The 25,669-nt window shown below is 72.9% G+C and carries 24 protein-coding genes and 1 pseudogene; 9 read left to right on the forward strand and 16 right to left on the reverse strand.

Features of this window, described 5'->3' with window-relative positions:
• The coding region (locus tag JKV81_RS25180) for a methionyl-tRNA formyltransferase (RefSeq protein WP_202077909.1) at positions 1–896 on the forward strand (896 nt) is incomplete at its 5' end.
• Positions 897–938: 42 nt separating this feature from the next.
• A complete protein-coding gene (locus JKV81_RS25185; RefSeq protein WP_236057689.1) occupies positions 939–1,514 on the forward strand; it encodes a MarR family winged helix-turn-helix transcriptional regulator in 576 nt (191 codons plus the stop codon).
• On the opposite strand, the gene JKV81_RS25190 is transcribed toward JKV81_RS25185, so the two are convergent.
• Genes JKV81_RS25190 through JKV81_RS25240 form a run of 11 tightly spaced genes read right to left on the reverse strand, consistent with a single transcriptional unit; the run spans position 1,472 to position 11,534 of the window.
• Positions 1,472–2,488, reverse strand: a complete 1,017-nt coding sequence (locus JKV81_RS25190) for a Rieske 2Fe-2S domain-containing protein (RefSeq protein ID WP_129260684.1) — start codon at positions 2,486–2,488, stop codon at positions 1,472–1,474. The genes JKV81_RS25185 and JKV81_RS25190 overlap by 43 nt on opposite strands.
• 2 nt (positions 2,489–2,490) lie before the next feature.
• On the reverse strand, positions 2,491–2,715 hold the full coding sequence (locus JKV81_RS25195; protein WP_129260685.1) for a recombinase-like helix-turn-helix domain-containing protein: 225 nt from the start codon (positions 2,713–2,715) through the stop codon (positions 2,491–2,493).
• Positions 2,716–2,743: 28 nt separating this feature from the next.
• Positions 2,744–3,679: a PDR/VanB family oxidoreductase gene (locus JKV81_RS25200; RefSeq protein WP_202077911.1), complete on the reverse strand. Its 936-nt coding sequence runs from the start codon at positions 3,677–3,679 to the stop codon at positions 2,744–2,746.
• Between the two features lie 38 nt (positions 3,680–3,717).
• Positions 3,718–5,343, reverse strand: a complete 1,626-nt coding sequence (locus JKV81_RS25205; protein ID WP_202077913.1) for a thiamine pyrophosphate-binding protein — start codon at positions 5,341–5,343, stop codon at positions 3,718–3,720.
• Positions 5,344–5,353: 10 nt separating this feature from the next.
• Positions 5,354–6,142 (reverse strand): SDR family oxidoreductase, encoded by a 789-nt coding sequence (locus tag JKV81_RS25210; RefSeq protein ID WP_202077916.1) that lies wholly within the window; start codon positions 6,140–6,142, stop codon positions 5,354–5,356.
• A 19-nt stretch (positions 6,143–6,161) separates the two neighbouring features.
• On the reverse strand, positions 6,162–6,917 hold the full coding sequence (locus tag JKV81_RS25215; protein ID WP_129260691.1) for an SDR family oxidoreductase: 756 nt from the start codon (positions 6,915–6,917) through the stop codon (positions 6,162–6,164).
• Positions 6,910–7,431 (reverse strand): cupin domain-containing protein, encoded by a 522-nt coding sequence (locus JKV81_RS25220; RefSeq protein ID WP_129260692.1) that lies wholly within the window; start codon positions 7,429–7,431, stop codon positions 6,910–6,912. The genes JKV81_RS25215 and JKV81_RS25220 overlap by 8 nt, the downstream gene beginning before the upstream one ends.
• On the reverse strand, positions 7,422–8,234 hold the full coding sequence (locus tag JKV81_RS25225; RefSeq protein ID WP_202077918.1) for an alpha/beta fold hydrolase: 813 nt from the start codon (positions 8,232–8,234) through the stop codon (positions 7,422–7,424). The genes JKV81_RS25220 and JKV81_RS25225 overlap by 10 nt, the downstream gene beginning before the upstream one ends.
• Positions 8,231–9,028: an aspartate dehydrogenase domain-containing protein gene (locus JKV81_RS25230; RefSeq protein ID WP_202077920.1), complete on the reverse strand. Its 798-nt coding sequence runs from the start codon at positions 9,026–9,028 to the stop codon at positions 8,231–8,233. The genes JKV81_RS25225 and JKV81_RS25230 overlap by 4 nt, the downstream gene beginning before the upstream one ends.
• Positions 9,025–10,017 (reverse strand): VOC family protein, encoded by a 993-nt coding sequence (locus JKV81_RS25235; RefSeq protein ID WP_129260697.1) that lies wholly within the window; start codon positions 10,015–10,017, stop codon positions 9,025–9,027. The genes JKV81_RS25230 and JKV81_RS25235 overlap by 4 nt, the downstream gene beginning before the upstream one ends.
• A gap of 32 nt (positions 10,018–10,049) precedes the next feature.
• On the reverse strand, positions 10,050–11,534 hold the full coding sequence (locus JKV81_RS25240; protein ID WP_202077923.1) for an aldehyde dehydrogenase: 1,485 nt from the start codon (positions 11,532–11,534) through the stop codon (positions 10,050–10,052).
• A gap of 289 nt (positions 11,535–11,823) precedes the next feature.
• On the opposite strand from JKV81_RS25240, the gene JKV81_RS25245 reads away from it, so the two are divergent.
• Positions 11,824–13,191, forward strand: coding sequence for an MFS transporter (locus JKV81_RS25245; protein WP_202077925.1), 1,368 nt, complete (start codon positions 11,824–11,826; stop codon positions 13,189–13,191).
• Positions 13,192–13,227: 36 nt separating this feature from the next.
• Here the strand turns inward: JKV81_RS25245 and JKV81_RS25250 are convergent, their stop codons facing one another.
• Both JKV81_RS25250 and JKV81_RS25255 read right to left on the reverse strand, forming a co-directional pair.
• A complete protein-coding gene (locus tag JKV81_RS25250) occupies positions 13,228–14,442 on the reverse strand; it encodes a TetR/AcrR family transcriptional regulator (RefSeq protein ID WP_202077927.1) in 1,215 nt (404 codons plus the stop codon).
• 71 nt (positions 14,443–14,513) lie between these two features.
• The gene (locus JKV81_RS25255; RefSeq protein ID WP_202077929.1) at positions 14,514–15,605 is read right to left on the reverse strand and encodes an XdhC family protein; all 1,092 of its coding nucleotides are present in this window, start codon (positions 15,603–15,605) and stop codon (positions 14,514–14,516) included.
• A gap of 130 nt (positions 15,606–15,735) precedes the next feature.
• Between JKV81_RS25255 and JKV81_RS25260 the strand changes: the two genes are divergently transcribed.
• From JKV81_RS25260 to JKV81_RS25280, 5 genes are all read left to right on the forward strand, one after another.
• The gene (locus JKV81_RS25260; protein ID WP_307820601.1) at positions 15,736–16,632 is read left to right on the forward strand and encodes an FAD binding domain-containing protein; all 897 of its coding nucleotides are present in this window, start codon (positions 15,736–15,738) and stop codon (positions 16,630–16,632) included.
• Positions 16,632–17,168, forward strand: coding sequence for a (2Fe-2S)-binding protein (locus JKV81_RS25265; RefSeq protein WP_202077931.1), 537 nt, complete (start codon positions 16,632–16,634; stop codon positions 17,166–17,168). Before JKV81_RS25260 ends, JKV81_RS25265 begins: the two co-directional genes overlap by 1 nt.
• Before the next feature lie 5 nt (positions 17,169–17,173).
• Entirely contained in the window at positions 17,174–19,564 is a 2,391-nt protein-coding gene (locus JKV81_RS25270) for a xanthine dehydrogenase family protein molybdopterin-binding subunit (protein WP_202077933.1), read from the forward strand.
• Between the two features lie 42 nt (positions 19,565–19,606).
• On the forward strand, positions 19,607–20,215 hold the full coding sequence (locus JKV81_RS25275) for an SRPBCC family protein (RefSeq protein WP_129260709.1): 609 nt from the start codon (positions 19,607–19,609) through the stop codon (positions 20,213–20,215).
• 84 nt (positions 20,216–20,299) lie between these two features.
• Entirely contained in the window at positions 20,300–20,839 is a 540-nt protein-coding gene (locus JKV81_RS25280) for a MarR family winged helix-turn-helix transcriptional regulator (RefSeq protein WP_129260710.1), read from the forward strand.
• A gap of 85 nt (positions 20,840–20,924) precedes the next feature.
• On the opposite strand, the gene JKV81_RS25285 is transcribed toward JKV81_RS25280, so the two are convergent.
• The 3 genes from JKV81_RS25285 to JKV81_RS25295 form a co-directional block, all read right to left on the reverse strand.
• Positions 20,925–21,338 carry a hypothetical protein gene (locus tag JKV81_RS25285; protein WP_241748393.1) on the reverse strand — a complete coding sequence of 138 codons (414 nt, stop codon included), beginning with the start codon at positions 21,336–21,338 and terminating at the stop codon, positions 20,925–20,927.
• 124 nt (positions 21,339–21,462) lie between these two features.
• Positions 21,463–22,425: a YihY/virulence factor BrkB family protein gene (locus JKV81_RS25290; RefSeq protein ID WP_124278588.1), complete on the reverse strand. Its 963-nt coding sequence runs from the start codon at positions 22,423–22,425 to the stop codon at positions 21,463–21,465.
• A 305-nt stretch (positions 22,426–22,730) separates the two neighbouring features.
• Positions 22,731–23,954 (reverse strand): ROK family transcriptional regulator, encoded by a 1,224-nt coding sequence (locus tag JKV81_RS25295; protein ID WP_202077935.1) that lies wholly within the window; start codon positions 23,952–23,954, stop codon positions 22,731–22,733.
• 630 nt (positions 23,955–24,584) lie between these two features.
• Here JKV81_RS25295 and JKV81_RS25300 point away from each other — a divergent pair.
• Positions 24,585–25,549 (forward strand): annotated as a pseudogene (locus JKV81_RS25300) (TauD/TfdA dioxygenase family protein).
• The last annotated feature ends 120 nt before the right edge of the window (positions 25,550–25,669 follow it).

The following is a 25,669-nucleotide window of genomic DNA, read 5'->3' on the forward strand; positions in this document are numbered from 1 at the left end:
CCCTCCTGGACTCCGAGCACGACGTGGTGCTGGTCGTGACACATCCCAGGAGTGAGCACGCGTACGAGAAGATCTGGAGCGACTCGGTCGCCGATCTCGCCGAGGAGAACGGCGTACCCGTCCTGATCCGCAACCGGCCCGACGACGAGGAGCTGTTCACCCGTCTCAAGGAGGCGGAGCCGGACATCATCGTGGCCAACAACTGGCGCACCTGGATCCCGCCGCACATCTACGGACTCCCCCGCCACGGCACGCTGAACGTGCACGACTCGCTGCTCCCGAAGTACGCGGGCTTCTCGCCGCTGATCTGGGCGCTCATCAACGGCGAGCGCGAGGTGGGCGTGACCGCGCACATGATGGACGCCGAACTCGACGCCGGCGACATCGTGATGCAGCGCGCCGTGGAGGTCGGCCCCGCCGACACGGCCACGGACCTGTTCCACAAGACCGTCGACCTCATCGCCCCCGTCACCACGGAGGCGCTCGGCCTCATCGCCTCCGGGCGTACGGACTTCACCCCGCAGGACCGGTCCCTGGCCACGTTCTTCCACAAGCGCGCCGCCGAGGACATCCGCATCGACTGGACCTGGCCGGCCGAGGACCTCGAACGTCTCGTGCGGGCGCAGTCCGCCCCGTACCCCAGCGCGTTCACCTACCACCGGGGCGCGCGTCTGGAGATCGTCACCGCGGTCGTGTCCGAGGGCCGTTACGGCGGCACCCCCGGAAGGATCTTCTACCGTGAGGGCGACGGTGTGGTGATCGTCGCGGGGGCGGACGCCCGCACGGGACGCAACCGCGGTCTGGCGGTCACCCGGGTGCGTACGGAGGACGGCACGGAGCTGCCCGCGGCCGAGTACTTCACCTCGATGGGCGGCTACCTCACCGGCAGGCCCTGACCTCCGGGTCCTCTCCCGGCCGTCGTCACGTTAGGAAGAACGATGCACCAGCCGAGTACCCCGGGGAGGGCGCCCGCCCCCCGGGCCGGGGGCGTGACGCCCGCGGGTGTGCTGAGCCTCAACGCCTACCTCATGTACGCGACGGGCAAGGCGGCACGCCGCCGGCTCACCGACACGCTGACGGCGCACGGGCTGCGGCTGTGGCACCTGACCATCCTGGCCATGCTGGACGAGGCCGGCCGGCTGTCCAAGGGGGACCTCGCGGCGCGGCTGGACATGAACCAGAGCGACCTGACCAGGACCGTGACCGACCTGGACGCGGCCGGGTACGTCGTGTGCGCCCGCGACCCCTCGGACCGCCGGCGCATCGAGGTCTCCCTGACCCCGGAGGGCGGCCGCGCCCTGGCGCGGCTCAGCGCCGACGTGTCCGGCACCGAGGCGGACCTCCTCGCCCCGCTGGCGCCCGAGGAGCGCGAGCTGTTCGCCTCGCTGCTGCGCCGGGTCCACACGCATCTCGAACGGGACAGGACGGTCAGCGGCGTCTTACCCGGCGTACGCCCCGGCGAGAGCGCCCCTCAGGCGCCGGCCGTCGACTGCGACGCGGCGGCCGCGCGGTAGAGCCGGCGCAGCCGCACCACGCCGAGGTCGTGCTGGTAGAGGTTCTCCCGCTGGTCGGCGTCGGCCGGCATGGCCTCCAGCATGACGCGGTCCTGTTCCAGGACGTCCCAGTGGCGCTGTTCGATCAGCGTCCGGTACAGGAAGCGCCAGGACGCGCGCTGCCAGTCCTCGACCCGGCGGTAGCGCCAGAAGAAGACGCCGCTGCGGCGCTCGTCCACCGGGCAGACCATGCCGACGATGCCGAACGGGCCTCCGGGACCGGCCGACGGGGGGTACGGGATGGAGAGGTCGACCCAGTCCACCCCGGTGCGGCAGAGCTCCACCCAGTCGAAGTTGACGCCGCGCTGGTCGGTCTTCTCGAAGAAGTAGCCGCGATCGGTCTCCCGGATGCGGAACTTGGCCGTGGTGTCGCCGTCGAACATCGTGTGCGAGTCGTGGTGCAGGAAGGCGCCGTGCATGGGGTCGAGCAGGTTCTCCACGGCGTAGCGCCAGGGCGCGTTCCACTCCGCGTAGCAGAGGAAGGCGTCGACCCCGGGGTCGGTCAGCGGTTCCGGAAGGGTCAGCTCGGCGGGCTCGGGGTGCTCCTCGTCGCCGAAGTAGGCGAGGATCGCGCCCGCGACCTCGCGCACCGGAAGCGAGGTCACCAGCCGCTTGCCCTCCAGGCTGCACCCCGGCAGCCCGGGGACGGAGGAGACGGTGCCGTCGGGCTCGACCTCGACGCCGTGGTACCAGCAGGCGACCCGGTCGCCGAGGTGCTTGCCGAGCGACAGCGGGGCGCCGCGGTGCGGGCAGCGGTCGGCGAGCATCGACAGGGCCCCGTCGGAGCGCCGGAACAGGAGCCACTGCTCGCCGAGTGCGGTCACCTTGCGCATGGCGCCGGGGGCCACGAAGTGCGAGGGGACCACCGCGTGCCACTGGTTGCGCAGGCCGGTGGCGTAGATGTGGTCCGCGGTGGCGGAGGACGACAGCGTCATGGTCAGGCTCCCAGTCGGTTCATCTCGGCGCGGAAGGATTCCTCGGTCCAGGGGCTGCCGTCGGCGGCGTGGACCTGGCGGGCGTTGAGCCCGCGCACGACGTCGGCGAGCTCGTGGCCCTCGCGCGTGTAGACCTCTTCGAGGGTGGCGGCGAGCTTGTACTCGTACGGTGTGGGCTCGTGCGTACGGGACTGGTGGACGTCCAGGTACGGCCAGGTGTCGGTCACGGTGTCTCCTGAGGTGCGGGGGTAGGGGTCACAGGTCGAGGACGAGCCGGCCGGAGGCGCACCGTGAGACGCAGATCATCATCGAGGCGCCCGCGGCCCGTTCGGCCTCGCTGAGGAGGAAGTCGCGGTGGTCGGGGGTGCCTTCGAGCACCCGGGTCTCGCAGGATCCGCAGATCCCGTCGCGGCACGAGCTGTCCACGGTGAGCCCGGCGCCTTCGGCGGCCTCCAGGACGGAGGTGCCGGCGCCGACGGTGAGCGTCACCCCCGAGGTGCGGCACTCGACCTCGAACGCCTCGTCGTCGCCGGTGCGTTCCACCGTCGGTGCGGCGAACCGCTCCAGGCGCAGCCGGTCGCCCGGGCAGCGCGCCTCGACGGCCGCCAGCAGGGGTTCGGGGCCGCAGGCGTACACCAGGGTGCCCTCGGGCAGGCCGGTGAGCGCGGCGTCCAGGTCGATGTGGCCGTGTTCGTCCTGCGGGACGAGGGTGACGTCACCGCCGAGCGCGTCGAGCTCGCCGGTGAAGGCCATGGAGGCCCGGCTCCTGCCGCCGTAGACCATCCGCCATCCGGCTCCCCGGCGGGCCGCCTCCCGGGCCATGGCCAGCAGCGGTGTGATCCCGATGCCACCGGCGACGAACACGTACGATTCAACGTCCTCCAGCGCGAAGTGGTTACGCGGCTCGGAGACCGTGATCTGCTGGCCCGGCCGCAGCTGGGTGTGCACGAAGCGTGAACCGCCGCGCGAGGCCGGCTCGTTGAGTACGCCGATGCGGTAGACGTCCGGGGAGTGCGGGTCGCCGCACAGGCTGTACTGGCGGATCTGGCCGCCGGCGTGGACATCGAGGTGCGCGCCGGGGGTCCAGGCGGGCAGGGGCTTGCCGTCGGGGTGGGTCAGCTCGACGGACAGGACGCCCTCGGCCTCCCAGGTCATACGGCGGACGGTCAGCCGCAGCGAATCCTCGGTCATGGTCTGGTGCCTCCTTACCGGCAGTCCGGGCGGCCGGGCTACTGGCCCGGGATCCTCACGGGCGGGGTGAACGGGTTCTTCATCGGGCCGAGGGCCTCCAGGTCGACCTCGACGAGCGTGGGCCCGTCCGAGGCGACGGCCTCGGTGAGGACCGCTGCCGCGTGCTCCTCGGCGGATATGCGCGCGTAGGGCAGCCCGCAGGCGCGGGCCAGGAGGCCGAAGTCGGGGGTGGTCAGGTCGACCCCGGAGCGGCGCTCGCTGTGGCGGTCCTGCATGTTGCGCAGGACGCCGTAGCCGCCGTCGTTGAAGACGATCAGGGTCAGGCGGGGCCGCTCCTGGGCGAGGGTGAGGAGTTCGCCGAGGTGGACGGCGAGCCCGCCGTCACCGGCGATCACGACGGTGGGCGCGCCGGGCCGGGCGAGCGCCGCGCCGATGCCCATGCCGAGCCCCTGCCCGATGCCTCCGCCGCGCGGGAAGACGTTGTCCTTCGGGTCGTACATCTCCAGGAGCCGGTTGCCCCAGCTGCTGGAGGGGATGGTGACATCGCGGGCGACGACGGCCTCGCGGGGCAGGGCGGCCCGGATCGCGTCGCAGATCGCGGCCTGGGGTCCGATGGCGTCGTGCAGGTTCGCGCGCACCTCGGTGCGTACGGACGTGACGCGCTCCGTCCAGCCGGGTTCGGCGGTCCGGGCGTGCGGCAGGAGGGCGGTGAGGGTGGCGGCGGCGTCCCCGTGCAGGGCGTGGGTGGCCGGGTAGACCCTGCCGAGGGCGGCCGGCTCGATGTCGATCTGGAGGTGGGCGCCGGGGAGTTCCAGGGTGTAGTCGGCGGTCTCGTTCGACCGGAAGTGGGTGCCGACGGTGAGCAGGACGTCCGCGTCGGTGAGCAGGGCGCGTACCGCGAGGGTGGTGGCGAAGTTGCCGATGACCTGCTCGTGGTCCTCGGGGACGCTGCCCCGGCCGGAGTTGGAGGTGATCAGTCCGGCGCCGGTCGCCTCCAGCAGCCGGGCCAGTTCGCCGCGGGCGGTGTTCGCGCCGCCGCCGGCCCAGACGAGCGGGCGGCGGGCGGAGGCCAGGAGGGCTCCCGCCGCGGCGAGTTCGCTCTCCGTGGGGGCCGCCGGGGCTGCCTCCGCGTGCTCGGCGGGTTCGTCGGTCTGCGCGGTGTACTGGAGGTCGATCGGCCACTCCACGCTGGCGGGACCGCCGGGTGCGGTCAGGGCCGAGCGGGCCGCCTCGCGCAGGATCCGGCCGGCCTGGGTGGCGTCCGGCACGCTCGCGGCGTACGCGGAGACGGCCCGGAGCATGCCGAGCTGGTCCTTGGTCTCGTGGATGAACCCCCGTCCGCCGCCCAGGAACTCGCTCTCCACCTGGCCGGTGACGTGCAGTACGGAGCTGCCGGCGCTGAGCGCCTCGATCAGCGATCCGGCGGCGTTGCCCGCGCCGGTGCCGGTCGAGGTCAGGGCGCAGCCGAGGGTGCCCCGGGCGCGGCCGTAGGCGTCGGCGGCGTTGACGGCGGACGCCTCGTGCCGCACGGGGACGAACCGCAGCTCACGGTCGACGGCCTCGACGAGCGGCAGGTTGTGGACGCTGACGATGCCGAAGACGGTGTCGATGCCGAGTTCGCGCAGGACGGTGACGAGGAGATCGCCTCCGTTGTCGTGACGCATGGTGGTCTCCTCAGAGGATGGAGCGGCCGACGCCGCCGCAGACGTCGATGGCGGTGCCGGTGATGTAGGAGGCGCGGGGCGAGAGCAGGGCGACGACCGCGTACGCGACCTCCTCGGCCCGGCCGAGCCGGCCCAGCGCGATTCCCCGGTCCTCGGCGAGTTCCGTCTGCCATTCCTCGTACGACAGGCCGGAGTCCGCCGCCGCGTGGCGGCGGGTCCACTGGCCGGTGTCGACGAGGCCGAGGCAGACGGAGTTGACCCGGATGCCGTCGGCGGCGAGTTCGACGGAGAGCGACTTGGAGAGGTTGAGGATGCCGGCGCGTGCCGCGCTGGTGGTGATCAGCCGGGTCTCGGGCTGCTTGGCCAGGACCGCGTTGATGTTGACGACGCTCGCCGCGCCGGACGCGGCGAGGTGGGGGCGCGCCGCCTGGAGGGGGTGGAGCACCCCGGCGAACTTCAGCTCCAGTTCGTCGCGCCAGTCCTCGGCGGTGGAGTCGTCGAGCCCCTTCATGCGGGACTGTCCGGCGTTGTTGACCAGCCCGTCGATCCCGCCGAACTGCTCGGCGGTCCGGCGGACGAAACCGCGTACCGCGTCGGCGTCCCGTACGTCGCAGACGCCGGTCAGCAGCCGGTCGCTGCCGACGCCGAGGCCTGCAGCCGCCTCGGCCAGCCGGCCGGCGTCGCGGCCGCAGGTAGCGACACGGGCGCCTTCGTCGAGCAGGGCGCGGACCGTGGCCAGGCCGACGCCCGAGCTGCCGCCGGTGACCACGATGGTGCGGTCGGCGAGGCCCAGATCCATGACTCGTATCTCCTGCGGTTCAGTTCATGGTGAAGCCGCCGTTGACGGCGATCACCTGTCCGGTCAGATAGCGGGACTCCTCGCCGAGCAGGAAGGAGACGATCCCGGTGAGGTCGTCGGGCTGCTGCGGCCGGGAGATGGCCCGGTTCATGCGGTAGAGGTCGTGCCGCTCGGCGGGCACGGTCTCGGTCGCCTCGCACTCGGTGAGGCCGGGGGCCACCGCGTTCACGGTGATCCCCCTGTCCCCGAGTTCGCGGGCCATCGCGCGGGTCAGCGCGATGACGGCGCCCTTGGAGGCGATGTAGTGGGCGAGGCGTGGGGAGCCGTACAGGGCGGCGTCCGAGGCGAGGTTGACGATCCGGCCCGGCTCGGTGAAGAGCGGGTACAGGGCCTTGGACACCAGCCAGGGACTGCGGGCGTTGACCGCCATCAGCCGGTCCCACACCTCGACGTCGATGTCCTGGAAGTCCTTGCCGCCCACGCCGTTGGCGAGCGCCGCGTTGTTGACCAGGCCGTACAGCGGGCCCAGTTCGCGTACGGCGTCGGCGAGCGCCTCCACCGAGGCGGGGTCGGCGACGTCGCAGCGTACGAAGTGGGCGTCGATCCCCTCGGCGCGGAGGTCCGCGGCGGCGTGCTCGCCCCGCTCGCGCTCCAGTTCGGCGAGGACGACCCGGAAGCCGTCGGTGCCCGCCCGGCGGGCCATGGCCAGTCCGAGGCCACGGCCCGCTCCGGTGACGACGACGGTGCGCCGGCCTGCCGGGGGCTGGTCAGCCACGGGTGACGCCGTGCATCGGCGAGTACTCGGGGTAGGTCGGCACCTGCGGCTTCTGCGTGCCGATGACGACGCAGAACAGGGCGTCGGTGTCGCCCTCGTTCTTGAGCGACCGGGTGACACCGGCGGGGACGACGATCATGTCGCGGTAGCCCAGGGTGCGGTACTCGGCCTCGTCGGCGCCTCGGTGGATGCCGACCTTGACCTCGCCCTCCAGGACGAAGAAGGCCTCCTCGACGTCGTGGTGGGTGTGGGCGGGGCCCTCGGCGCCGGGCGGGAGCAGCATGTTGGAGAAGGTGAATCCGCCGGAGGGCAGGATCCGGCTGTCGCTCTCGTGGTTGCCGGTGGCGCCGGAGCCGACGTAGCGGATCTGGCCGCGGCGGAACTGCGCGCCGGCCTTCTCCTGGAAGGAGAGGGTGTCGAAGTCGGCGACCCGGGAGGCCTTGGTGGCGATGAGGGAGTCGGTGTACGCGGAGAGGTCGTCGCCGTTGTCGTACGCGTCGGTGGTCAGAGGCATGGGAGGGACTCCTGTTCGGGGATTGCGGCGGTGATGCGGAGGTGGGAGAGCACCCAGGCGTCGAAGTGGCCCGGCTGCTCCTGGTTGGCCAGGTGACCGGCGTCCTTGACGATCACGTAGGCGGTCCTGTGGATGGCCCCGGCGACGGCCTGGCTCGCCTCGACGCCGGTGACCCGGTCCTGTTCGCCGCAGAGGACGAGGGTGGGGGCGGCGATCGAGGGGAGTTCGGCGCGCAGGTCGGCGGAGGCCATGGACTCGGCGGCGTACGCGTAGCCCGGCAGCCGCACCGAGTCGGCCATGGTGTCGACGACGCGGCGCACCAGCTCGTCCGGCGCGTCGGGCGACACCAGGCGCGGGCCGCGGGCCTCGGCGAAGGCGCGGGGGCCCAGCTCGGCGAGGTCGGCGGACCTGGCGCGCATGGAGGCCGCCTTGGCCTCGTCGGTGCCCGAGCCGGGGCTGGAGTCGGCGATGATCAGCGAGGCGACGAGCTCCGGGTGCCGGGTGGCCAGGCGCAGCGCGATCACCCCGCCCCAGGAGACGCCGAGGACGTGCGCGGTGGTGGCGCGTTCCCGGATGAGGGCGGCCGCCGCGTCCGCGTAGTCGTCGAGACCCATCGGGTCTGCGGGGTCGGGGGACTTGGCGTAGCCGGGGGCGTCCCAGGCCACGACCCGTACGTACGCGGAGAGTTCGGCGAGCTGCGGGGCGAAGGCGGCTGAGGAGGAGCCGATGCCGTGCAGGCACAGCAGCAGGGGGCCGTGGTCGCCCGCCTCCTCGACGTGGACGGCGGCGGTGGCGGCGCTCACAGTATCTGCCCGGTCCGGCCGGCGAGGGCGGCGAGGCTGCGGAGCACGGCGTACGGCACCACCTGGCTGGTGGCCGGGTTGCCGGGGTCGGGCAGGTGCGCGACCTCGAAGCGGTAGGTGCCGTGTCCGCCGGACGCCTCGATCACATGGCGGGTGTGGTGGGCCGCCGGGTCCGCGACGACCTGGACCCGCACAGCGTCCAGGTCGCCGACGGCCAGCGCGACCGAGGCGGCCACGTTCGTCGACTTGGGGAACTTGACCGGGATGTCGCGGGCGGTGCCGGACATGACCTCGACCGGGCCGGTCGCCGTCCGCATCCGCCTCAGCAACTCCTCGTCCATCCAAGGCTGTTCGAGGGTGGAGGGCAGCTTGGTGGTGGTCAGCCTGACCTCGTCGAGCGGGCCGAGGGTGCGCACCGCCTGGAGCAGGTCGAGCCCGCCGACGGCGCCGCCCGTGAAGTAGACCCGGCCGGGGCCGGCCGCCAGCAGCCGCTTGGCGAGCTCGTCGTCGGTGAGCGCGCCGGTGGAGGCGATCAGCAGGTCGGTGCCGGAGGCCAGGACCCGCTCTCCCCATTCGCGTACGACGCCCTGTCCCGCGGCCTCGACGACGAGGTCGCAGGAGTCGATGGCCTCCTCGAAGGTGGCCTGCCGCACGGGGGCGGCCTCTCCGAGCGGGCGGTTGTCGACGATGCGGACCAGCTCGGCGCCGGTCACGCGGCCCTCGGCGAGGGCGGTGCCGACGACGCGGCCGATGGCGCCCCAGCCGACGACGGCGACCTTGCGGACGGTGCTCATGCGGTGGCCTCCTGGGCTTCTGCGGGTCGGGCGTCCACGGGTGCGAGCGGGCCTGAGCCCTGGGCCCGTGCGGTGGCGAGCGGGCCGGGGTCCGGGGTGCCGGCCATGCTGCAGCGGATCTCCTTCGACGGCGCGCCGGCCGTGCCCCACAGGTCGGACAGCTCGGGGACGCGCCGCCACACCCGGGCGATCCAGGCGTCCTCGACGATCTGGGCGACCTCGGAGGTGTACTCGCAGACCAGGCCGGAGGGGTCGGTGAAGTAGGAGAAGGTGTTGTTGCCGGGCCCGTGCCGGCCGGGGCCCCACTGCGGGGTGATGCCGTGGTGGCGCAGCCGTCCGAGGCCCCGCATGAAGTGGTCGACGGAGGTCATCTCGTACGCCACGTGGTTCAGCGACGTCCATTCGGCCTGGTTGAAGGCGATGCAGTGGTGGTCGCTGTTGCACCGCAGGAACGCCATCCGGTGCTCGGACCAGTCGGAGACGCGCAGTCCGAGGACGTCGCAGTAGAAGGCGACGGCCGCGTCGATGTCGGTGGTGTTGAGCACGGCGTGCGTCACCCCGACGGGCACGGCGCCGTCCCTGCCGCGCGGTACGACGGCTTCGACCTGGGCGCTGATCTCGATGAGCCGGCCCTCGGGGTCGGTGAACCGCAGCCCGTAGCCGCCGCCGGCCTGGTCCAGCGGGCCGGGTCCGGTGACGGGCACGAGGGAGCGCGCTTCGAGCCGGCGTGCCGCCTCGTCGACCTCGGCGGGTGTGGCGACGGCGAAGGCGATCCGGCCGAGGCCGACGCGGTCCCGTTCGGTCAGGTGCAGGACGTGGTGCTCGTCGCTCGTACCGCGGAGCCAGCGGGAGCCGGTGTCGGACTCGACGGTCTCCAGGCCCCAGACGTCCTCGTAGAAGCCGGCGGCCTCGGTGAAGGCCGGGGTGTGCAGCTCGACGTAGCGCAGCGAGCGGAGCCGGGCGATCGGACCGGGGGGTGTTCGGTGCATGGGGTCCCTCCAGGACGGGCAGGCGTGCCGGGTCAGTTGGCCCACGGAAGCGGGTGGTCCGAGATGCCCCAGTACAGGGACTTCTGGCGCTGGTAGGCGCGGATCGCGTCGCGGCCCTTCTCCGTGCCGAGGCCGCTGTCCTTCCACCCGCTGAAGGGGGTGGAGGCGCTGAACTGCTTGTAGGTGTTGATCCAGACGGTTCCGGCCTCGATCCGGCGGGCCAGCGCCCCGGCGGCGCGCAGGTCACGGGTCCAGATGCCGCAGGCCAGGCCGTAGACCGAGTCGTTGGCCTGGCGGACCAGGTCGTCCTCGTCGTCGTAGGGCAGGGCGACCAGCACCGGGCCGAAGATCTCCTCCTGGCAGGTGCGTGAGGTGTTCGGCAGGCCGTCGATGACGGTGGGCAGGTAGTACGCCCCCTCGTCGTACGGCGCTCCCCGGGGCGCCGTGCCTCCGCACAGGACGCGCCCGCCCTCCGACCGGGCGAGGTCGACGTAGGCGGCGACGGAGTCGCGGTGGCGGTGGTGGACCAGGGGGCCGACCTGGGTGGCCGGGTCGGTGCCGGGGCCGACCCGCAGCGTGCGCACCCGCTCGACGAGTTCGCCGACGAAGGCGTCGTAGATCTCGCGTGCGACGAAGAGCCGGGAACCGGCGATGCAGGACTGGCCGCTGGACGAGAAGATCCCGAACAGCACACCGGCCAGGGCCTGTTCGATGTCGGCGTCGGCGCGCACGATCGTCGGGGACTTGCCGCCCAGCTCCAGGGAGGCGGGGATCAGCTTCCGGGCGGCGATCCCGGCGATGGACCTTCCGGTCTCCGTCCCGCCGGTGAATCCGATACGGCCGACGAGCGGGTGGCGTACGAGGGCATCCCCGACCACCCGGCCGCTGCCGGGCAGCACGGAGAGCAGAGCGGCCGGCAGCCGGAACTCGTCGAGCGCCCGGGAGACGATCCGGCCGAGTGCCAGGGAGACCAGGGGGGTCCAGGCCGCGGGCTTGAGGATCACCGCGTTGCCGGCGGCGAGGGCCGGGGCGATCTTCTGCGCGTCGCTGGCGACCGGGGAGTTCCAGGGGTTGATGGCGCCGACGACGCCGATCGGCTCGTGTGTGCTCACCGTGACGTACGGGCCGCGGGACGGGGTCACCGCCTCCTCGGCCGTCTCCAGGACGGCCGCCATGTAGCGGAAGGTGCCCGCGGCGCTCAGCGCGAGTGCCTTGGTCTCGGTGAGGGTCTTGCCGGTGTCGGCGGTCTGCAGGGCGGAGAGCTCGTCGGCGGCCTGTTCCGTGAGCTCGCCGATCCGGTGCAGCAGCCGGGCCCGGCCGTGGGCCGGCAGATCGCGCCAGGCCGGGTCGGCCACGGCCTCCGCGGCGGCCCTGGCCGCCTCGTCCACCTCCCCCGCCGTGGCGGAGTGGACGGTGGCCAGCACGCGGCCGGTCGCGGGATCGACCGTGTCGACGGGCTCGCCCGCACCGCGCCGCCACTGGCCGGCGATCAGGATGTCGGTGGGGAACTGCAGCACGGGTGGACCTCCGGACGCGGCGGAAAAGGGGTGGACTCCGGGTGCGGACAGGCTCGTTGGGCTACCGCCACCGGACTGCCGAAGTGCTAGAAATCTAAGCGCTTAAGTTTCTCGACACAAGACCCCGAGGTGAAATCGTTGCCCGGGAGGCCTTGAGCACCGCATCGGCGGCATCGATGATGGTGGCCGAGTTGCAGGGAACAAGATTCCTAAGCCCTTAACTATTGACCGCTTAGGTATGGGCCCCTACTGTCTCGGCAACTCATCTGCCCGCGGAAGGACCCCCTCCATGACGACTGTGGCCGGCAAGCCCGCACTCGGCTCGATCGCCGCGAGACTCGAACGGCTGCCGCACTCGCGCTGGCACGTCAAGGTCCGGTTCCTGATCGGCGCCGTCACCTTCTTCGAGGCGTTCGACCAGTTGCTGGCCGCGTCCGCACTGCCCGTCCTGATGAAGGAGTGGAACCTGTCCACCGGGCAGGCCACCTTCGCCGTCACCTCGGCCTCGATCGGCATGCTGCTGGGCGCCCTGGCGGCGGGCTGGCTGGGCGACCGCATCGGGCGGGTGCGCACCGTCGCCCTGGGCGTCGCGGTCACCGGGCTCGCCAGCCTCGCCGTCGCCTTCTCCGGCACCATCGAGATGTTCTCGCTCTTCCGGTTCCTCCAGGGGCTCGGCATCGGCGGTGTCGTACCGGTCGCGGCCACGTACATCAACGAGATCGCCCGGTCCGACAAGCGGGGCCGGTTCGTCCTGCTGTACGAGATGATCTTCCCGGCCGGGCTCGCCGCCGCCACCCTGCTCGCGGTCTGGGTGGTCCCCGCCTTCGGCTGGCGCGCGATGTTCCTGGTGGGCGCCCTGCCGGTGGTGATCGGCGCGATGCTGCCGCGCCATGTCGAGGAGTCCCCGCGCTGGCTGCTGTCCCGTGGGCGTACGGCCGAGGCCGAGGCGGCCATCGCCCGGATCGAGGCGGAGGTCGCCCGCGCGACCGCCGAGGAGCTTCCCGCACCGGCCCCGTCCGCGGACCCGCCGAACGAGCCCAAGGGCACCCTGACGGACCTGTTCCGGGGGCGCTATCTGCGGCGTACGGCGGTGCTGTCGGGGCTGTGGTTCGTGGCGTACTACGTGAACCACGGCATCTCGACCTGGCTGCCCTCCCTCTACACCAAGGAGTTCGGCCTGGATCTGACCACGGCGCTCGTCTACACCCTGGTCAGCAACGTCACCGGCCTGCTGGGCACCTTCGTCGTCGCCATGCTGATCGACCGCATCGGCCGCAGGCCCGCCCTGATCGGCGCCTTCGTCGGCACGGTGCTCTCGCTGACCGTGCTGGCGCTCGCCGGTGCGACCTCGGGCGGCCAGGTGGCGCTCTTCGCCTCCTGCACGACGTTCTTCCTGTACGCGATCAACGCGGGGCTCTACCTCTACTCCCCCGAGCTGTACCCGACCTCCAACCGGGCCAAGGGCGCGGCGTTCGGCGGCCTCTGGAACCGGTTCGGCGTCATCCTCGGCCCGGTCGCCGTCGGCGCGGTCATCGGGGCGGGCGGCGGCCTGGCCCTGGTCTTCGCGCAGCTCGCCGTGGTGGGCGCGGTGGGCGCGGTGATCGCGTGGTTCGCCGTCGAGACCAAGGGCAGGACGCTGGAGGAGCTGAACGCCTGACCACGCCGGTCCGGGGCCGGTGAGGGGGAGCAGCGCTCACTGCTCCCCCTCACCGGCCCCGAGCGTCTTCGCCAGGGTCCCCAGGAGAGCCGTGAGCCGCCGGCGTTCCGCGGGGCCCAGGCCGGCCAGCAACTCCCGCTCCTGGTCCGCCCGTACGGCCGCCACCCGGTCGGTCAGCGCGAGACCCTCGGGGGTGAGGGACAGCCGTACGATCCTGCGGTCGTCGGTGTCGCGCTCGCGGCGGATCAGCCCGGCCTCCGCGAGCCGGTCGGCCTGCTGGGTGAGCCCGCCCGCGCGGACGGGGCCCGCCGCAGCGGCCTCGCCCATGGTCATCCGGTACGGGGCGCCCGCCTCGCGCAGCGTGGCCAGTACGTCATAGGCGGGCCGGCTGATGCCGTGCGCGCGCACGGCCCTGCCCACGGCCAGCTGGTGGCGCGCGGCGCACTCGTCGAGCAGGGCGAACAGGGAGGCGGAGGTGCCGCCCGGCTCCGGGAGCGCGACGGCGGGCGTCGGGCGTGGGGGCAGCCCGTCCTGGCCCGCCTGCTCCACGCCGGAGTCCGGCCGGTCCTGGGCCGCGTCGGGGCCCGGCCCGTGCGGAGCGGCCGGCGCCAGGGCCCCGCCGAACGCCGTGGCGAGTACGTCCGTCAGCGCCGGGGCGAGCTCCGCCGTCGGTACGGACGCCGCCGGTTCGTGCGCGAAGACGTAGCGCTCCATGATCACGCCGAAGAGGACGCTGCGGATCATCGCGGCCCGCACATCCGCCCCGTCCCCCGTGCCGATGACCTCGGCGAGGGGCTCCCCCACCTGCGTGTCCAGGATCGTGCGCAGCAGCTCGGCGCTCGGAGGGTGACCGACCGCCGAGCGGATCAGCGCAGGCCAGGGGTCGTCGGCGGGCAGCCGGTCCCACCGGTCGAGGTAGGCGCGGGCGAGGACACCCGGCAGGTCCGCCGCCTCACCGCCGGTCGCCGCGAGTACGTCGCGGCTGACCCCGGCCCCGCTGCCCACGGCCTCCCGGAAGAGACCGTCCTTCGTGCCGAAGTACGCCATCACGAGGCCGGGCGTCACCCCCGCCTCCGCCGCGATGGCGCGGACTCCCACCCCCTTGTAGCCGTGCGCGCCGAAGAGACGCCGGGCCGCGTCGAGGACCGCGCGGCGGTTGCCCTCCGGGTCGTGCGAGCCGGGGCGCCGGGGCGCGGACGCTCCCCGCCCCGCGGGGTGCGCGGCGCCGTCCGTCCGTCGTCGCGGGCTCATGCTCTTGCTCTCTGGATCCACGTGGTTCAGATTAAACGGGTGTTCATTAAAAAACAGTCGTTCAAAAACAGTCACATCGCGTGCACGGGACCCGTACCGACGGTGAGCGGGAGGCCGCTGCCGCCGCGTCGTACGGCGACGATCTCCGCCAGGACCGACAGGGCGGTCTCCTCCGGCCCCCGGCCGCCCAGGTCGAGCCCGATCGGCGAACGCAGCCGGGCCAGTCCGGCCTCGGTCACGCCGGCCGCACGCAGACGTGCCATCCGGTCCTCGTGCGTGCGGCGGCTCCCCATGGCGCCCACATACCCGGCGGCGCCGCTCAGGGCCCGCGTGAGGACGGGGACGTCGAAGCGGGGTTCATGGGTCAGCACGCACACCGCCGTCGTCGCGTCGACCAGGTCCTCGTGGGCGCGGAACCAGCGGTCGGGCCGGTCGACGACGACCTCGGCGGCGCCCGGGAAGCGCCCGGGGTCGGCGAACGCGGGCCTGGCGTCGCAGACGGTCACGCGGTGGCCGAGGGTTGCGGCGAAACCGGCCAGCGGACGGGCGAACTCGGCGGCCCCGAAGATCAGCAGCCGGGGCGGAGGCGCGAAGGACTGCACCAGCAGCTCGCGCTTCGGGGCACAGCCGGCGCCCTCCGCCCCCTCCCCCACGGTGATCAGCCCGCTCCCACCCCGGCCGAGCATGCCCTCGGCGGCCAGGGCGGCCGCCCGGTCGGCGGCCGCGCCGCCCAGTGAACCGCTCACCGTCCCCCGCCCCACGGCCAGGCTTCCGGTGCCGTCGAGCGGTGTGACGAGCGCGACCGGGACCCCCGCCGCCAGGTCCGCCGAGACCCGGTCCAGCGGCACCTCGGGCCGCACCTCACGGATCAGCACCTCGATCGTCCCGCCGCAGGTCAGACCCACCGCGAAGGCGTCCTCGTCGCCGACTCCCCAGCGCTCCACGACCGGCGGGCCGCCGGCGAACACCTCCTCGGCGGCAGCGATCACGGCGGCTTCCACACATCCGCCGGAGACACTGCCGACGATCGTGCCGTCCTCCGCCACCAGCATGGAGGCGCCCGGACCGTGCGGGGCGGAGCCCCAGGTCCGCACCACGGTCGCCATGACACAGCGGGTTCCGGAGCTCTGCCAGGCCGCCGCCCGGTCGATGACATGTCGCATTCTTCGCTCACCTCGGGCCGTGAAATCTGCGGGAGCCTCTTGCCAACGAGAAACTTTAGTGTAAATCATTTCAGGTACTAGATAGATCTGTGCGTATCGATCGTCACGCCGACGCGCCGAGTGCGACGGCGTGACGACCATCCGAGAGGCCCGGTGGCTGAAACCCACACCCTTCGACTACACCGCTCCCCGCACCCTCGCCGAGGCGGTCGCCCTCCTCGGCGACCCGGCGCGGGACACCAAGGTCGTGGCAGGCGGCCAGTCGCTGATCCCGATGCTGAACATGCGTCTCGCGCGCCCCGAGCTCCTCGTGGACATCACCCGCATCGAGGAACTGGCCCATCTGACGGTCGACGCGTCCGGCGCCCTGCGCATCGGCGCCGCCGTGCGCCAGGCCCGCGCCGCCGCCGACCCGGCCGTCCGGCACGGATGGCCGCTCCTGGCAGCGGCGATCAGCCATATCGGTCACCCGCAGATTCGTGGCCGTGGCACCGTCTGCGGCAGCCTGGCCCACCACGACCCGGCCGCCGAACTGCCCACGGCGGCGCGGGCCCTGGACGCCCGCTTCGTGATCACCGGCCCCGGCGGCAGCCGCATCGTCCCCGCCGAGGACTTCTTCGTCGCCACGTTCTCCACCGCGGTCGACGACGACGAGCTGCTCGCGGAGGTGATCCTTCCCCCGCCGCCCGCGGCACAGGGCTGGGCCTTCGAGGAACTCACGCGCAGACACGGTGACTTCGCGACCGTCGGGGTGGCTGTCCTGCTGGAGCGCGATTCCGCTACGGGCCTGGTCCGCACCGCCCGTGTGGTCTTCAGCGGGGCCGGACCCGTCCCCGTACGCCTGTCCGCCGCCGAGGACGCGCTCGTCGGCACCGGCGTCGACGAAGCGGCGCTGGCCGCCGCGCGGTCCGCCGCTCTCGCCGGCCTCGATCCCTCCGACGACGTCCACGCGAGCGCCGCCCACCGCCGCGAGACCGCCGCCCATCTCCTCGTCCGCGCCTGTACCACCGCATGGGAGCGCTGCTGATGACCCCGTCCGTCCCTGCCCCCCGCACCGTCCGTACCCCGCCGCTCGCCGAGCCGTCCGGCTGGCACCGGATCACGCTCACCGTCAACGGTGAGCGGATCACCGCCGAGGTCGAGTCCCGGCTGCTGCTCAGCGACTTCCTGCGCGACCGGCTCCGCCTCACCGGCACCCATGTCGGCTGCGAGCACGGGGTGTGCGGGGCCTGCACCGTGCTCGTCGACGGCGAACCGGCCCGCTCCTGTCTGACCCTGGCGGTGCAGTGCGACGGGGCCGCGCTCCGCACCGTCGAGGGCCTCGCGCCCGGCGACGCGCCGCTCACCCCGGTGCAGCGCGCCTTCCACACCTGCCACGGCATGCAGTGCGGCTTCTGCACCCCCGGATTCGTGATGACGGCGACCGCCCTCACCGAACAGCCCGAACGCCCCGGCCCGGACGAGGTCGCCGACGCGCTCAGCGGCCATCTGTGCCGGTGCACCGGCTACCGCAACATCCGCCGTGCCGTCTGCCAGGCACTCGACGAGCGCTTCGGGGAGTGACCCGCATGTCCCACGCATCCGACCCGGGCCGGCAGGACGGCGGCAGCTGGATCGGCCGGTCCGTCCCGCGTGTCGAGGACGACCGGCTGCTGCGCGGTAACGGCCGCTACGTCGACGACATCGCCCTGCCCGGCGCCGTCGAGGCGGCCTTCCTGCGCAGCCCCCACGCCCATGCCCGTATCGAGTCCATCGACGTGAAGGCGGCGCTGGAGGCACCCGGTGTCGTCGCCGTATGGACCGGTGACGACGTCGCGAGCCTGCCGCCGATGCTCAACAAGGAGGAACTGCGCACCCCGCCGGGCCTCGCCGCGCTCCTGGACCCCACGGTCCGGATGACACCGATGCCCCTGCTCGCCGGGGAGAAGGTGCTGTACGTCGGCCAGCCCGTCGCCCTCGTGCTGGCCGAGAACCGCTATCTCGCCGAGGACGCCCTCGAACTCGTCGATGTCCGCTACGCCCCGCTGCCCGTGCTCGTCGACCGCGAGGACGCCCTGTCGGAGCAGGCGCCGCTGCTGCACGACGGCCTGCCGGACAACACCGCCGTCGCCGTCAGGGCCCGCGTCGGCGACCCGGACACCGTCTTCGCCTCCGCGCACACCGTGATCGGCGAGCGGTTCGAGGCGCACCGCTATGTGGCCTCGCCCATCGAGACCCGCGCGGTCTCGGCCCAGGTCGACCCCTACAGCGGCAGGCTGAACGTCTGGTCGGGGACCCAGACACCCCACCGGCTGCGGGAGGCCACCGCCCACACGCTCGGCCTCACGGCCGACACGGTCCATGTCGTCGCCGCCGATGTCGGAGGCGGCTTCGGCCAGAAGGGCATCCTCTACGTCGAGGAACTCCTCGTCCCCCACGCCGCCCGCGTGCTCGGCCGCCCCGTGCTCTGGCGCGAGGACCGCAACGAGAACCTCACCGCCTCCTCGCACGCCCGCGAGCAGATCCACAGCATCGAGCTCGCCGCGGACGCCGAGGGCCGCATCCTCGGTGTCCGCGACCGGATCCTGGTGAACTTCGGCGCGTACAACGTGACCGGGCTGGTCGTGCCGTACAACTCGCTCTGCCATCTGCTCGGCCCGTACCGCATCCCCCATGTGGACATCGACGTCACCGGTGTCCTCACCAACACCACGTTCGCCACGCCGTACCGGGGGGCGGGCAGGCCGGAGACGGTCTTCGCCATGGAACGCGCGATGGACCGGCTGGCCGCCGCCCTGGGCCTCGCGCCCGAGGAGCTGCGGGCCCGCAACCTCGTCGGCCCGGACGAGATGCCGTACACGACGGGGCTGGTGGACCGCTCCGGCAGCCCCCAGTCCTACGACTCCGGCGACTTCCCCGAGCTCCTGCGCCGCGCCGTGGCGAAGGCGGACCCCGAAGACGTACGGGCCCGGCAGCGCGAGGGTGCCCGCGACGGGAAGCACATCGGCGTCGGGTTCGCGATGTACATCGAGGCGACCGGTCTCGGACCGTTCGAGACGGCCCGCATCGACATCGCCCCGACGGGGCGGGTCCGGCTCGCCATAGGCGCGCCGTCCCAGGGCCAGGGGCACCGCACGTCCATGGCGCAGATCGCCGCCGACGCCATCGGGGTCCCGCTCGGTGTCATCGATGTGACCGGGGGCGACACCGAGGCCACCCCGTTCGGTGTGGGCACCATCGCCAGCCGCGCCCTGGTCAACGCGGGCAACGCCACCCACCGGGCCGGACGGCTGGTCCGCGAGAAGATCATCGACGCGGCGGCGCGCCGCCTCGGTGTCCCGGCGGACAGTCTGGACCTCAGCGACGGCGTGGTCGCGGCGAAGGAGCCGGGCGGCCCGTCGATGGACCTGGCGGAGCTCGCCGGGCGGGCGCCGCTGCCCGGCACACCGGAGCCCACCGACGGCCGGCACGGCACCGAGATCAGCGAGACCGTGCACTTCCGGCCGCCCGGTTTCGCGGTCGCGAGCGGGGCGCACGCCGCCGTCGTGGAGGTGGACGAGCACACCGGCGCCGTCGAGATCCTGCACTACGTCGTCGTCCATGACGCGGGAGTCATCGTCAACCCGATGATCGCCGAGGGCCAGGTCACCGGCGGCATCGCGCAGGGCATCGGCGGCGCGCTGTACGAGGAGATGGTCTACGGGCCCGACGGCCAGCCCAGGACCGGCACCTACATGGACTACCTGGTGCCCACCTCTTCGGAGATCCCCGATCTCGACATGGACGAACTCTTCACCCCCAGCCCGATGAACGACCTCAGGGTGAAGGGGCTCGGGGAGGGCGGTGCGATCGCCCCGCAGGCCGTGCTCGCCAACGCCGTGGAGGACGCGCTGCGGCCCTTCGGCGTGGTCGTACGGCGTGGCCCCCTCTCGCCGAGCCGGGTGCGCGATCTGATCCGCACCCCGGCCACCCCCGCCTGACCGGCCCCGACGTCCGCCTCCGCAATCCAAGGATGGGAAACCATGCAGCTCGACCACACCTTCACCGTTCCGGCCGATCCCGATGAGGCGTGGAAGCTCTTCCACGACCTCGCCCGGGTCGCGCCCTGTATGCCCGGCGCGGTGCTCGACACGCTCGACGGCGACGCGTTCACCGGCCGGGTCAAGGTCAGGATCGGCGCGGTGCAGATGAGTTACCGCGGCGAGGGCACCGTCACGCGGGACGAGGCCGCCCGCTCCATGCACCTCGACCTCAGCGGCAGCGAGACCCGGGGCTCGGGCACCGCGTCCGCGACGGTCACCGCGACCCTGGCCGCCGGCCCCGACGGCACGCGGGTGCACGTGCGCACGGACCTCGACATCACCGGCCGTCCGGCCCAGTTCGGCCGCGGCATCATGACCGAGGTCGGGGACCGGCTCGTCCAGCAGTTCGCGGACCGTCTCGAAGGCGTCCTGCGGGAGCGGCCCGGCTCCGGCGGCCAGGTGCCGGCCGCCTCCGCGGCCGAGCCGGAGGCGGTGGACCTCGGCGCGGCTGCTCTGCCGGTGCTGCTCAGGAAGGCGGCCGTACCCACGGCGGCCGTGCTGCTGGCCGTGGTGCTGGTCAGGGTGGTGCGGCGGCGGTCCCGCGGCTGATGATCGTCCTATCGCCTCAGCGGTAAGATTCTCAGTGCAGTGAGAAGCCGGGGGGCGCCGGCCGACGCCGTACAAGGGGATGAGATGGCAGCATCAAGGCCTGGGGACCAGGACGCCGTGGCGAAGGTGATCGAGGACTGGGCGCGGGAGCGGCCGGAGCTGGACACCAGCCCGCTGGAGGTCCTCGCCCGGCTCCACCGCTCCTTCCTGCGCTACAGCACCGGGCTCACCGAATCGATCGAGCGGCACGGCCTGTCCGTGGCGGGCTTCGACGTCCTGACCGCGCTGCGCAGGGCGGGTGCGCCGTACCGGCTGACGGCGGGACAGCTCGCCGACTCCGGGCTGGTGTCCTCGGCCGGGGTGACCCTGCGGATCGACCGGCTGGAGAAGGACGGGCTGATCGTCCGTGAGCGGGACACCGAGGACCGCAGGGTCGTCTACTCCCGTCTGACGGAGAAGGGCCTCGCCACGGTGGACACGGCCTTCGCCGAGCATCTGGACAACGAGAGCCGGATGCTCGGCGGGCTGTCGCCCTCCGAGCGCCGGCAGCTCGCGCGGCTGCTGCGCAAGCTGGAGATCTCGATCCTGGCCGCGGACGAGGAGCGGGCCGACGCGGCGGAGTGACCGCGACGAGCAGGGGCCGGCCGTCAGCGGTTCGCGTGGGAGCGGCGGTTGCCGTCAGCCGTTCGCGTGGGAGCAGCGGTTGCCGTCAGCCGTTCGCATGGGAGCAGCGGCTGCCCTCGGCCTGCCTCGGTACGCGCATCCGGCGCATCAGGTCGCGCGTCCCGCGCCGGTCGAGCGTGGTGCGCCAGACGACTCCCGGATACCGGGCTCGCAGGTGGGAGAGCGCCCTGGTGCCCAGCCCGCTGCGGTGGAACTGCTTCTCGATGAGCACCTCGGTGATGACCGCCTCCGCACAGGAGGCGCAGAGGCGGAAGTCCACGTGGCCCACCACCTTGCGCACGTGGACCAGGAGCAGACACTGCGCGTCACCGGCGCCCTGTCCGTCCGGGTGCACCAGCTCGACCTCGCTGTAGGCGAGCAGACGCCGGTGCCAGTCGCCCTTGCGGTGCCCGAGCAGGCGGTGACGGCCCCCGCCACCGTGGTGCGCGGGGTGTTCCACGGCGTCAGGCCCACGAAGGGGCGCACCGTGGGGCATGTCCGTCCTGGGCTGTGCGTGGCTTCCCTGCATGACATGCGCCTGCCCCGCCGGCCGCGACCGATGCCTCCCCGCGGCCGGGCGGCCTTCAGGTGCCGGGACCGGGATCCGGCCGGACGGGTTCGGTGATACCCGCTCTGGCGGCCTCCAGCTGGGCCGCGAAGGCGATCCCGAGGAACAGGACGATGCCGGTCAGGTTGGCCCACAGCAGCAGCGCCACGAACGCGGTCAGCGGCCCGTAGACGGCGCCGAACGAACCGCTTCTGCCCACGTAGAAGGTGAGCAGCCAGGTGGCCGCGACCCACAGGACCAGATGCACGGCGGAGCCGAAGACCAGCCACGTGTAGCCGGGCTGCACACGCCGGGGCGACCAGCGGAAGATCACGGCGGAGGCGAGTGCGGCGCAGACCGTGCCGACGGGTATCTCGAGGACGCCCCACCAGCCGAGCCAGGACCGCGACCAGCCGAGGGCCTCCACCACCGAGTCCCCGACGGCTTCGCCTGCGACCAGCACGAGGAACCCCAGCATGAGGGGCAGTCCCGCGGCGACGGCCAGCAGCAGGCCGCGACCGTACTTGGCGAGGAAGGGACGATCGCGCTCGATGCCGTAGATGCGGTTGCAGCCTCGTTCGATCTGGCCCATCGCGGAGGCGAGGTTGAGCACGGCGAAGCCGAGGCCGAGCCACATCGCCAGCGCCCCTGCCGTGGAGCCCGCACTCCGGCGGGTGTCCCGCAACGCACCTTGCACGAGCTCCACGCTGGCGCCGGGCACGATCCTTCCGAGCGTCAGCTCGATCACGCGGGCGATGCTCTCGGTGTGCACCGTCGTGGCCACGCCCACCAGCGCGATCACGAAGGGCACCATGCCCACGACCACCTGGAATCCGAGGGACCGCGCGAAGCTGAACCCGTCGGCGTACCGGAAGCGTGCGAAGGCGTCGAGGAGCAGCTTGCGCCCGCCGTAGTGGCGCAGCGCGCTGAGGGCTTCGTCCCCCGAGAGCTCCTCCCCGATCATGTCCCGCGTCTGCGGCACATGGACGACCGTCCCCATGAGACCTCTCCTCCGACTGCCGGTCCTGCTGGCCCGGCCCGCCCGCACAGTAGTTCGTGCGGGGGTGGCAGGGCCATCAGCCCGTGGGCCTGGGCATCTCACGGGCGGACGGCCGGGGCGGGGTGGTCATCGTCCGAGACCGCCGAGCGGCAGCCGGCCAGGCCCAGCCCGAGGAGCTTGATTCCGCTGCGACACGAATGGAGGGCGACACGAGGACATGACGTGAGGGAAGGGAGCGGCCGCAGGAGACGCGTTCCCGTACAGGCGCTCAAGGCCCCCCGTCCTCCCGCACCTTCCCCTCCCCGCTATCCCTCGATGGTCGCCAGAGGCCGCCTGAACAGCGGGTGCAGCAGGATCGTGCCGGCCGCCACGGGCAGGGTGGCCGTCCCGGCATGCGGGCTGACGATGCGTTCGGGGTCCCCGCAGACATGGGAGAGATCGACGGCGGCGCCGCGGATCTCCTCCAGGTACTCGGGGTTGAGGAGGCTGGAGTGTTCGGTGACCACGATCAGATCGGGGTTGAGGACGTCGAGCAGCAGGGCGGCCGCCCGGCCGACCGCGCGGGCCCTCTCCCGCAGCAGCCGGTCCGCGCGCCGGTCCCCCGCCGCCGCCGCGTCCACCAGCAGGAAGACGTCCGGCTCGGGCACGATGCCTCGGCGCACCGCGGTCAGCGCGATCGCCGTGTTGGAGGCCGTCGCCTCCAGGCAGCCGGTTCTCCCGCAGGCGCAGGGGACCGTGGAGTCCGGTACGGGCAGATGGGCCACGTCGCCCGCGCCGGAACCGGGGCCCTGGTGGACCACCCCGGCGATGCCCAGGGCGGCGTCGACCACGTTGCCGACGAAGAGATGTACCAGGCTGCGGCGGGCCGCCGGCCGACCGAAGAGGATCTCCGACTGGGCGATGGCCCGGGCATGGTTGTCGATCCGCACCTCGATCCCGCCCAGGCCACGGGCGAGTTCGGCCGCCAGCGGACGGTGGTGCCAGCCCAGCGCGTCATGCCGGACCGCCGTCCCCAGGGCGGGATCCACCCAGCCGCCGAGCGCCGCGCCCACCCCCAGCAGGGGCCTGCCCCGGACCGCGTCGTCGAGGAAGCCCCGCATCCCGTCGACGATCCGGCGCGGCAGGTCCCCCGGGGCGATGCCGTCGTGCGGGAGGTGGCGCCGGGCCAGCAGCCCGCCCCGCAGGTCCATGAGGCCGAACGTCGAGGCGGGTACGCCGATGTGGATGCCTCCGACCACCGGGCCCGCCGTCCCCTCGTCCCCCTCGGCAGGACCGGTGTGCAGGTCGATCGGGATCTGGGGCCGGCCCACACCGCTGCTCTCCACGAGCTCGGGCAGTTCCCGCACGAGACCGAGCCGGACCAGGTCGGTGCACTGACGGGAGACGGCGGCCGGGCTCAGCCCGCAGAGCTGGGCGATCGTCCGGCGGGCGACGGGCCCGTGGTCGAGCACCGTACGCAACACCGTGGCGGCGTTGGCCTCACGGCGGCCGTCGCCGGTCGCCCGGGAGATCTGCGGGGCGGCTGTCATGGGGGCCCTTCCTTCGGTCCTGCGACACCGGGGCGTCGCAACATTACGGCGGCATGAATTCGGTCCGGACCCTGTGCCCGGCACACGGGAACCGTGTGCACCACGTACGCGACCGGCGATATAACAGCAGGTCGGAGGCGGTTTGACCAGGCGTCACCTGCTGCGGTGCGAGCGTCGTGCGAGCGCTGATTCAACCACCGCCGGGCGGGCTCCGGGGGACGGGCGGGTGCTTGACGCCCGCCGTGGGGCGCTGGAAGTCTCCGGGGCATGTTCGCGACGGCCGTTTCCGCAGCGCGGCCCGCACACGCCGGCCGCCCCATCACGCCGACGGCGTGTCCGGGCCGCTGTTCCGCCGCCTGACCCGCCACTTCCGGCCCGTACGTCCCAGGCGGCTCCGCACCGCACCACGGCCCATCCCCACCCACGGTCCGTCCCCACCACGGTCCACCTCCGCACCCGGTGCTCCGCACCTCCCGCGCCGACTGCTCGGCCGATTACTTCCTCTCCAAGATTAATGAATGCCGGTCCTGGGTGAGCCCGGCTCCCCGCTCCGAACTCCCCGTACCGCAGACCCCGTTCCGCATCCTGCATCCCGCGTTCCGCGTTCCGTGTCCCGAAGGGAATCCCGTCATGTCCTCAGCAACCACCGCTCCCGCCTCCACCCTCACCGTCCAGAAGATCGGCGGCCGTCTCGGCGCCGTCATCTCCGGGGTGCGCCTCGGCGGTGACCTGGATCCCGCGACGGTCGCCGGGATCAGGGCCGCACTCCTGGCCAACAAGGTGGTCTTCTTCCGCGGCCAGGACCACCTGGACGAGGACAGCCACGAGGCGTTCGGCCGACTGCTCGGCACCCCGGTCGCCCACCCCACCGTCCCGTCCGCCGACGGCCGTTACTCGCTCGGCATCGACTCCGACCACGGTGGCCGGGCCAACCAGTGGCACACCGATGTGACCTTCGTGCCGGCCTATCCGGCCTTCTCGATCCTGCGGGCCGTCGTCATCCCGCCGTACGGCGGCAACACCCTGTGGGCCAACAGGGTGCCGCGTACGCCGAGCTGCCGGAGCCGCTGCGCGTCCTCGCCGACAGCCTGCGCGCGGTCCACTCCAACGACTACGACTACGTGGCCCTGCGCCCCGAGGCCCGCCCGGAGGCCCTCGCCCAGTACCGGAAGGTGTTCACCTCGACGAAGTTCCTCACCGAGCACCCGGTGGTGCGCCTCCACCCCGAGACCGGCGAACGCGTCCTGCTGCTGGGCAACTTCGTCCAGCGCATCAGCGGGCTGACCGGCCGCGACTCCCGTGCGCTCGTCGACCTGTTCCAGTCCCACATCGAGCGGCCGGAGAACACCGTGCGCTGGCAGTGGCAGACCGGCGACGTGGCCATCTGGGACAACCGCGCCACCCAGCACTACGGCGTGGACGACTCCGACGCCCATGAGCGCAAGCTCCGCCGCGTCACCATCGACGGCGACGTCCCGGTCGGCGTCGACGGCCGCTCCTCGACGCTGATCAGCCCCGAGGAGGTGCCCGACCCCTCGTTCGGCATCGCGTCCGGCGCCTCGACGGCCGGGACCCCGGAGAAGACGGGCGCATGAGCGGCCGGTGACACACCCGCCCCGGCGGACGGTGCTCCGGCGCCGTCCGCCGGGGTGCACGGCAACCGGATGGGGGCGACCCCCGAGTTCGACAGGAGTGGCTGGAGCGGACCGAGGCGT

It is taken from the genome of Streptomyces silvae, assembly GCF_016745505.1.
In the GTDB taxonomy this organism is placed as follows: domain Bacteria; phylum Actinomycetota; class Actinomycetes; order Streptomycetales; family Streptomycetaceae; genus Streptomyces; species Streptomyces silvae.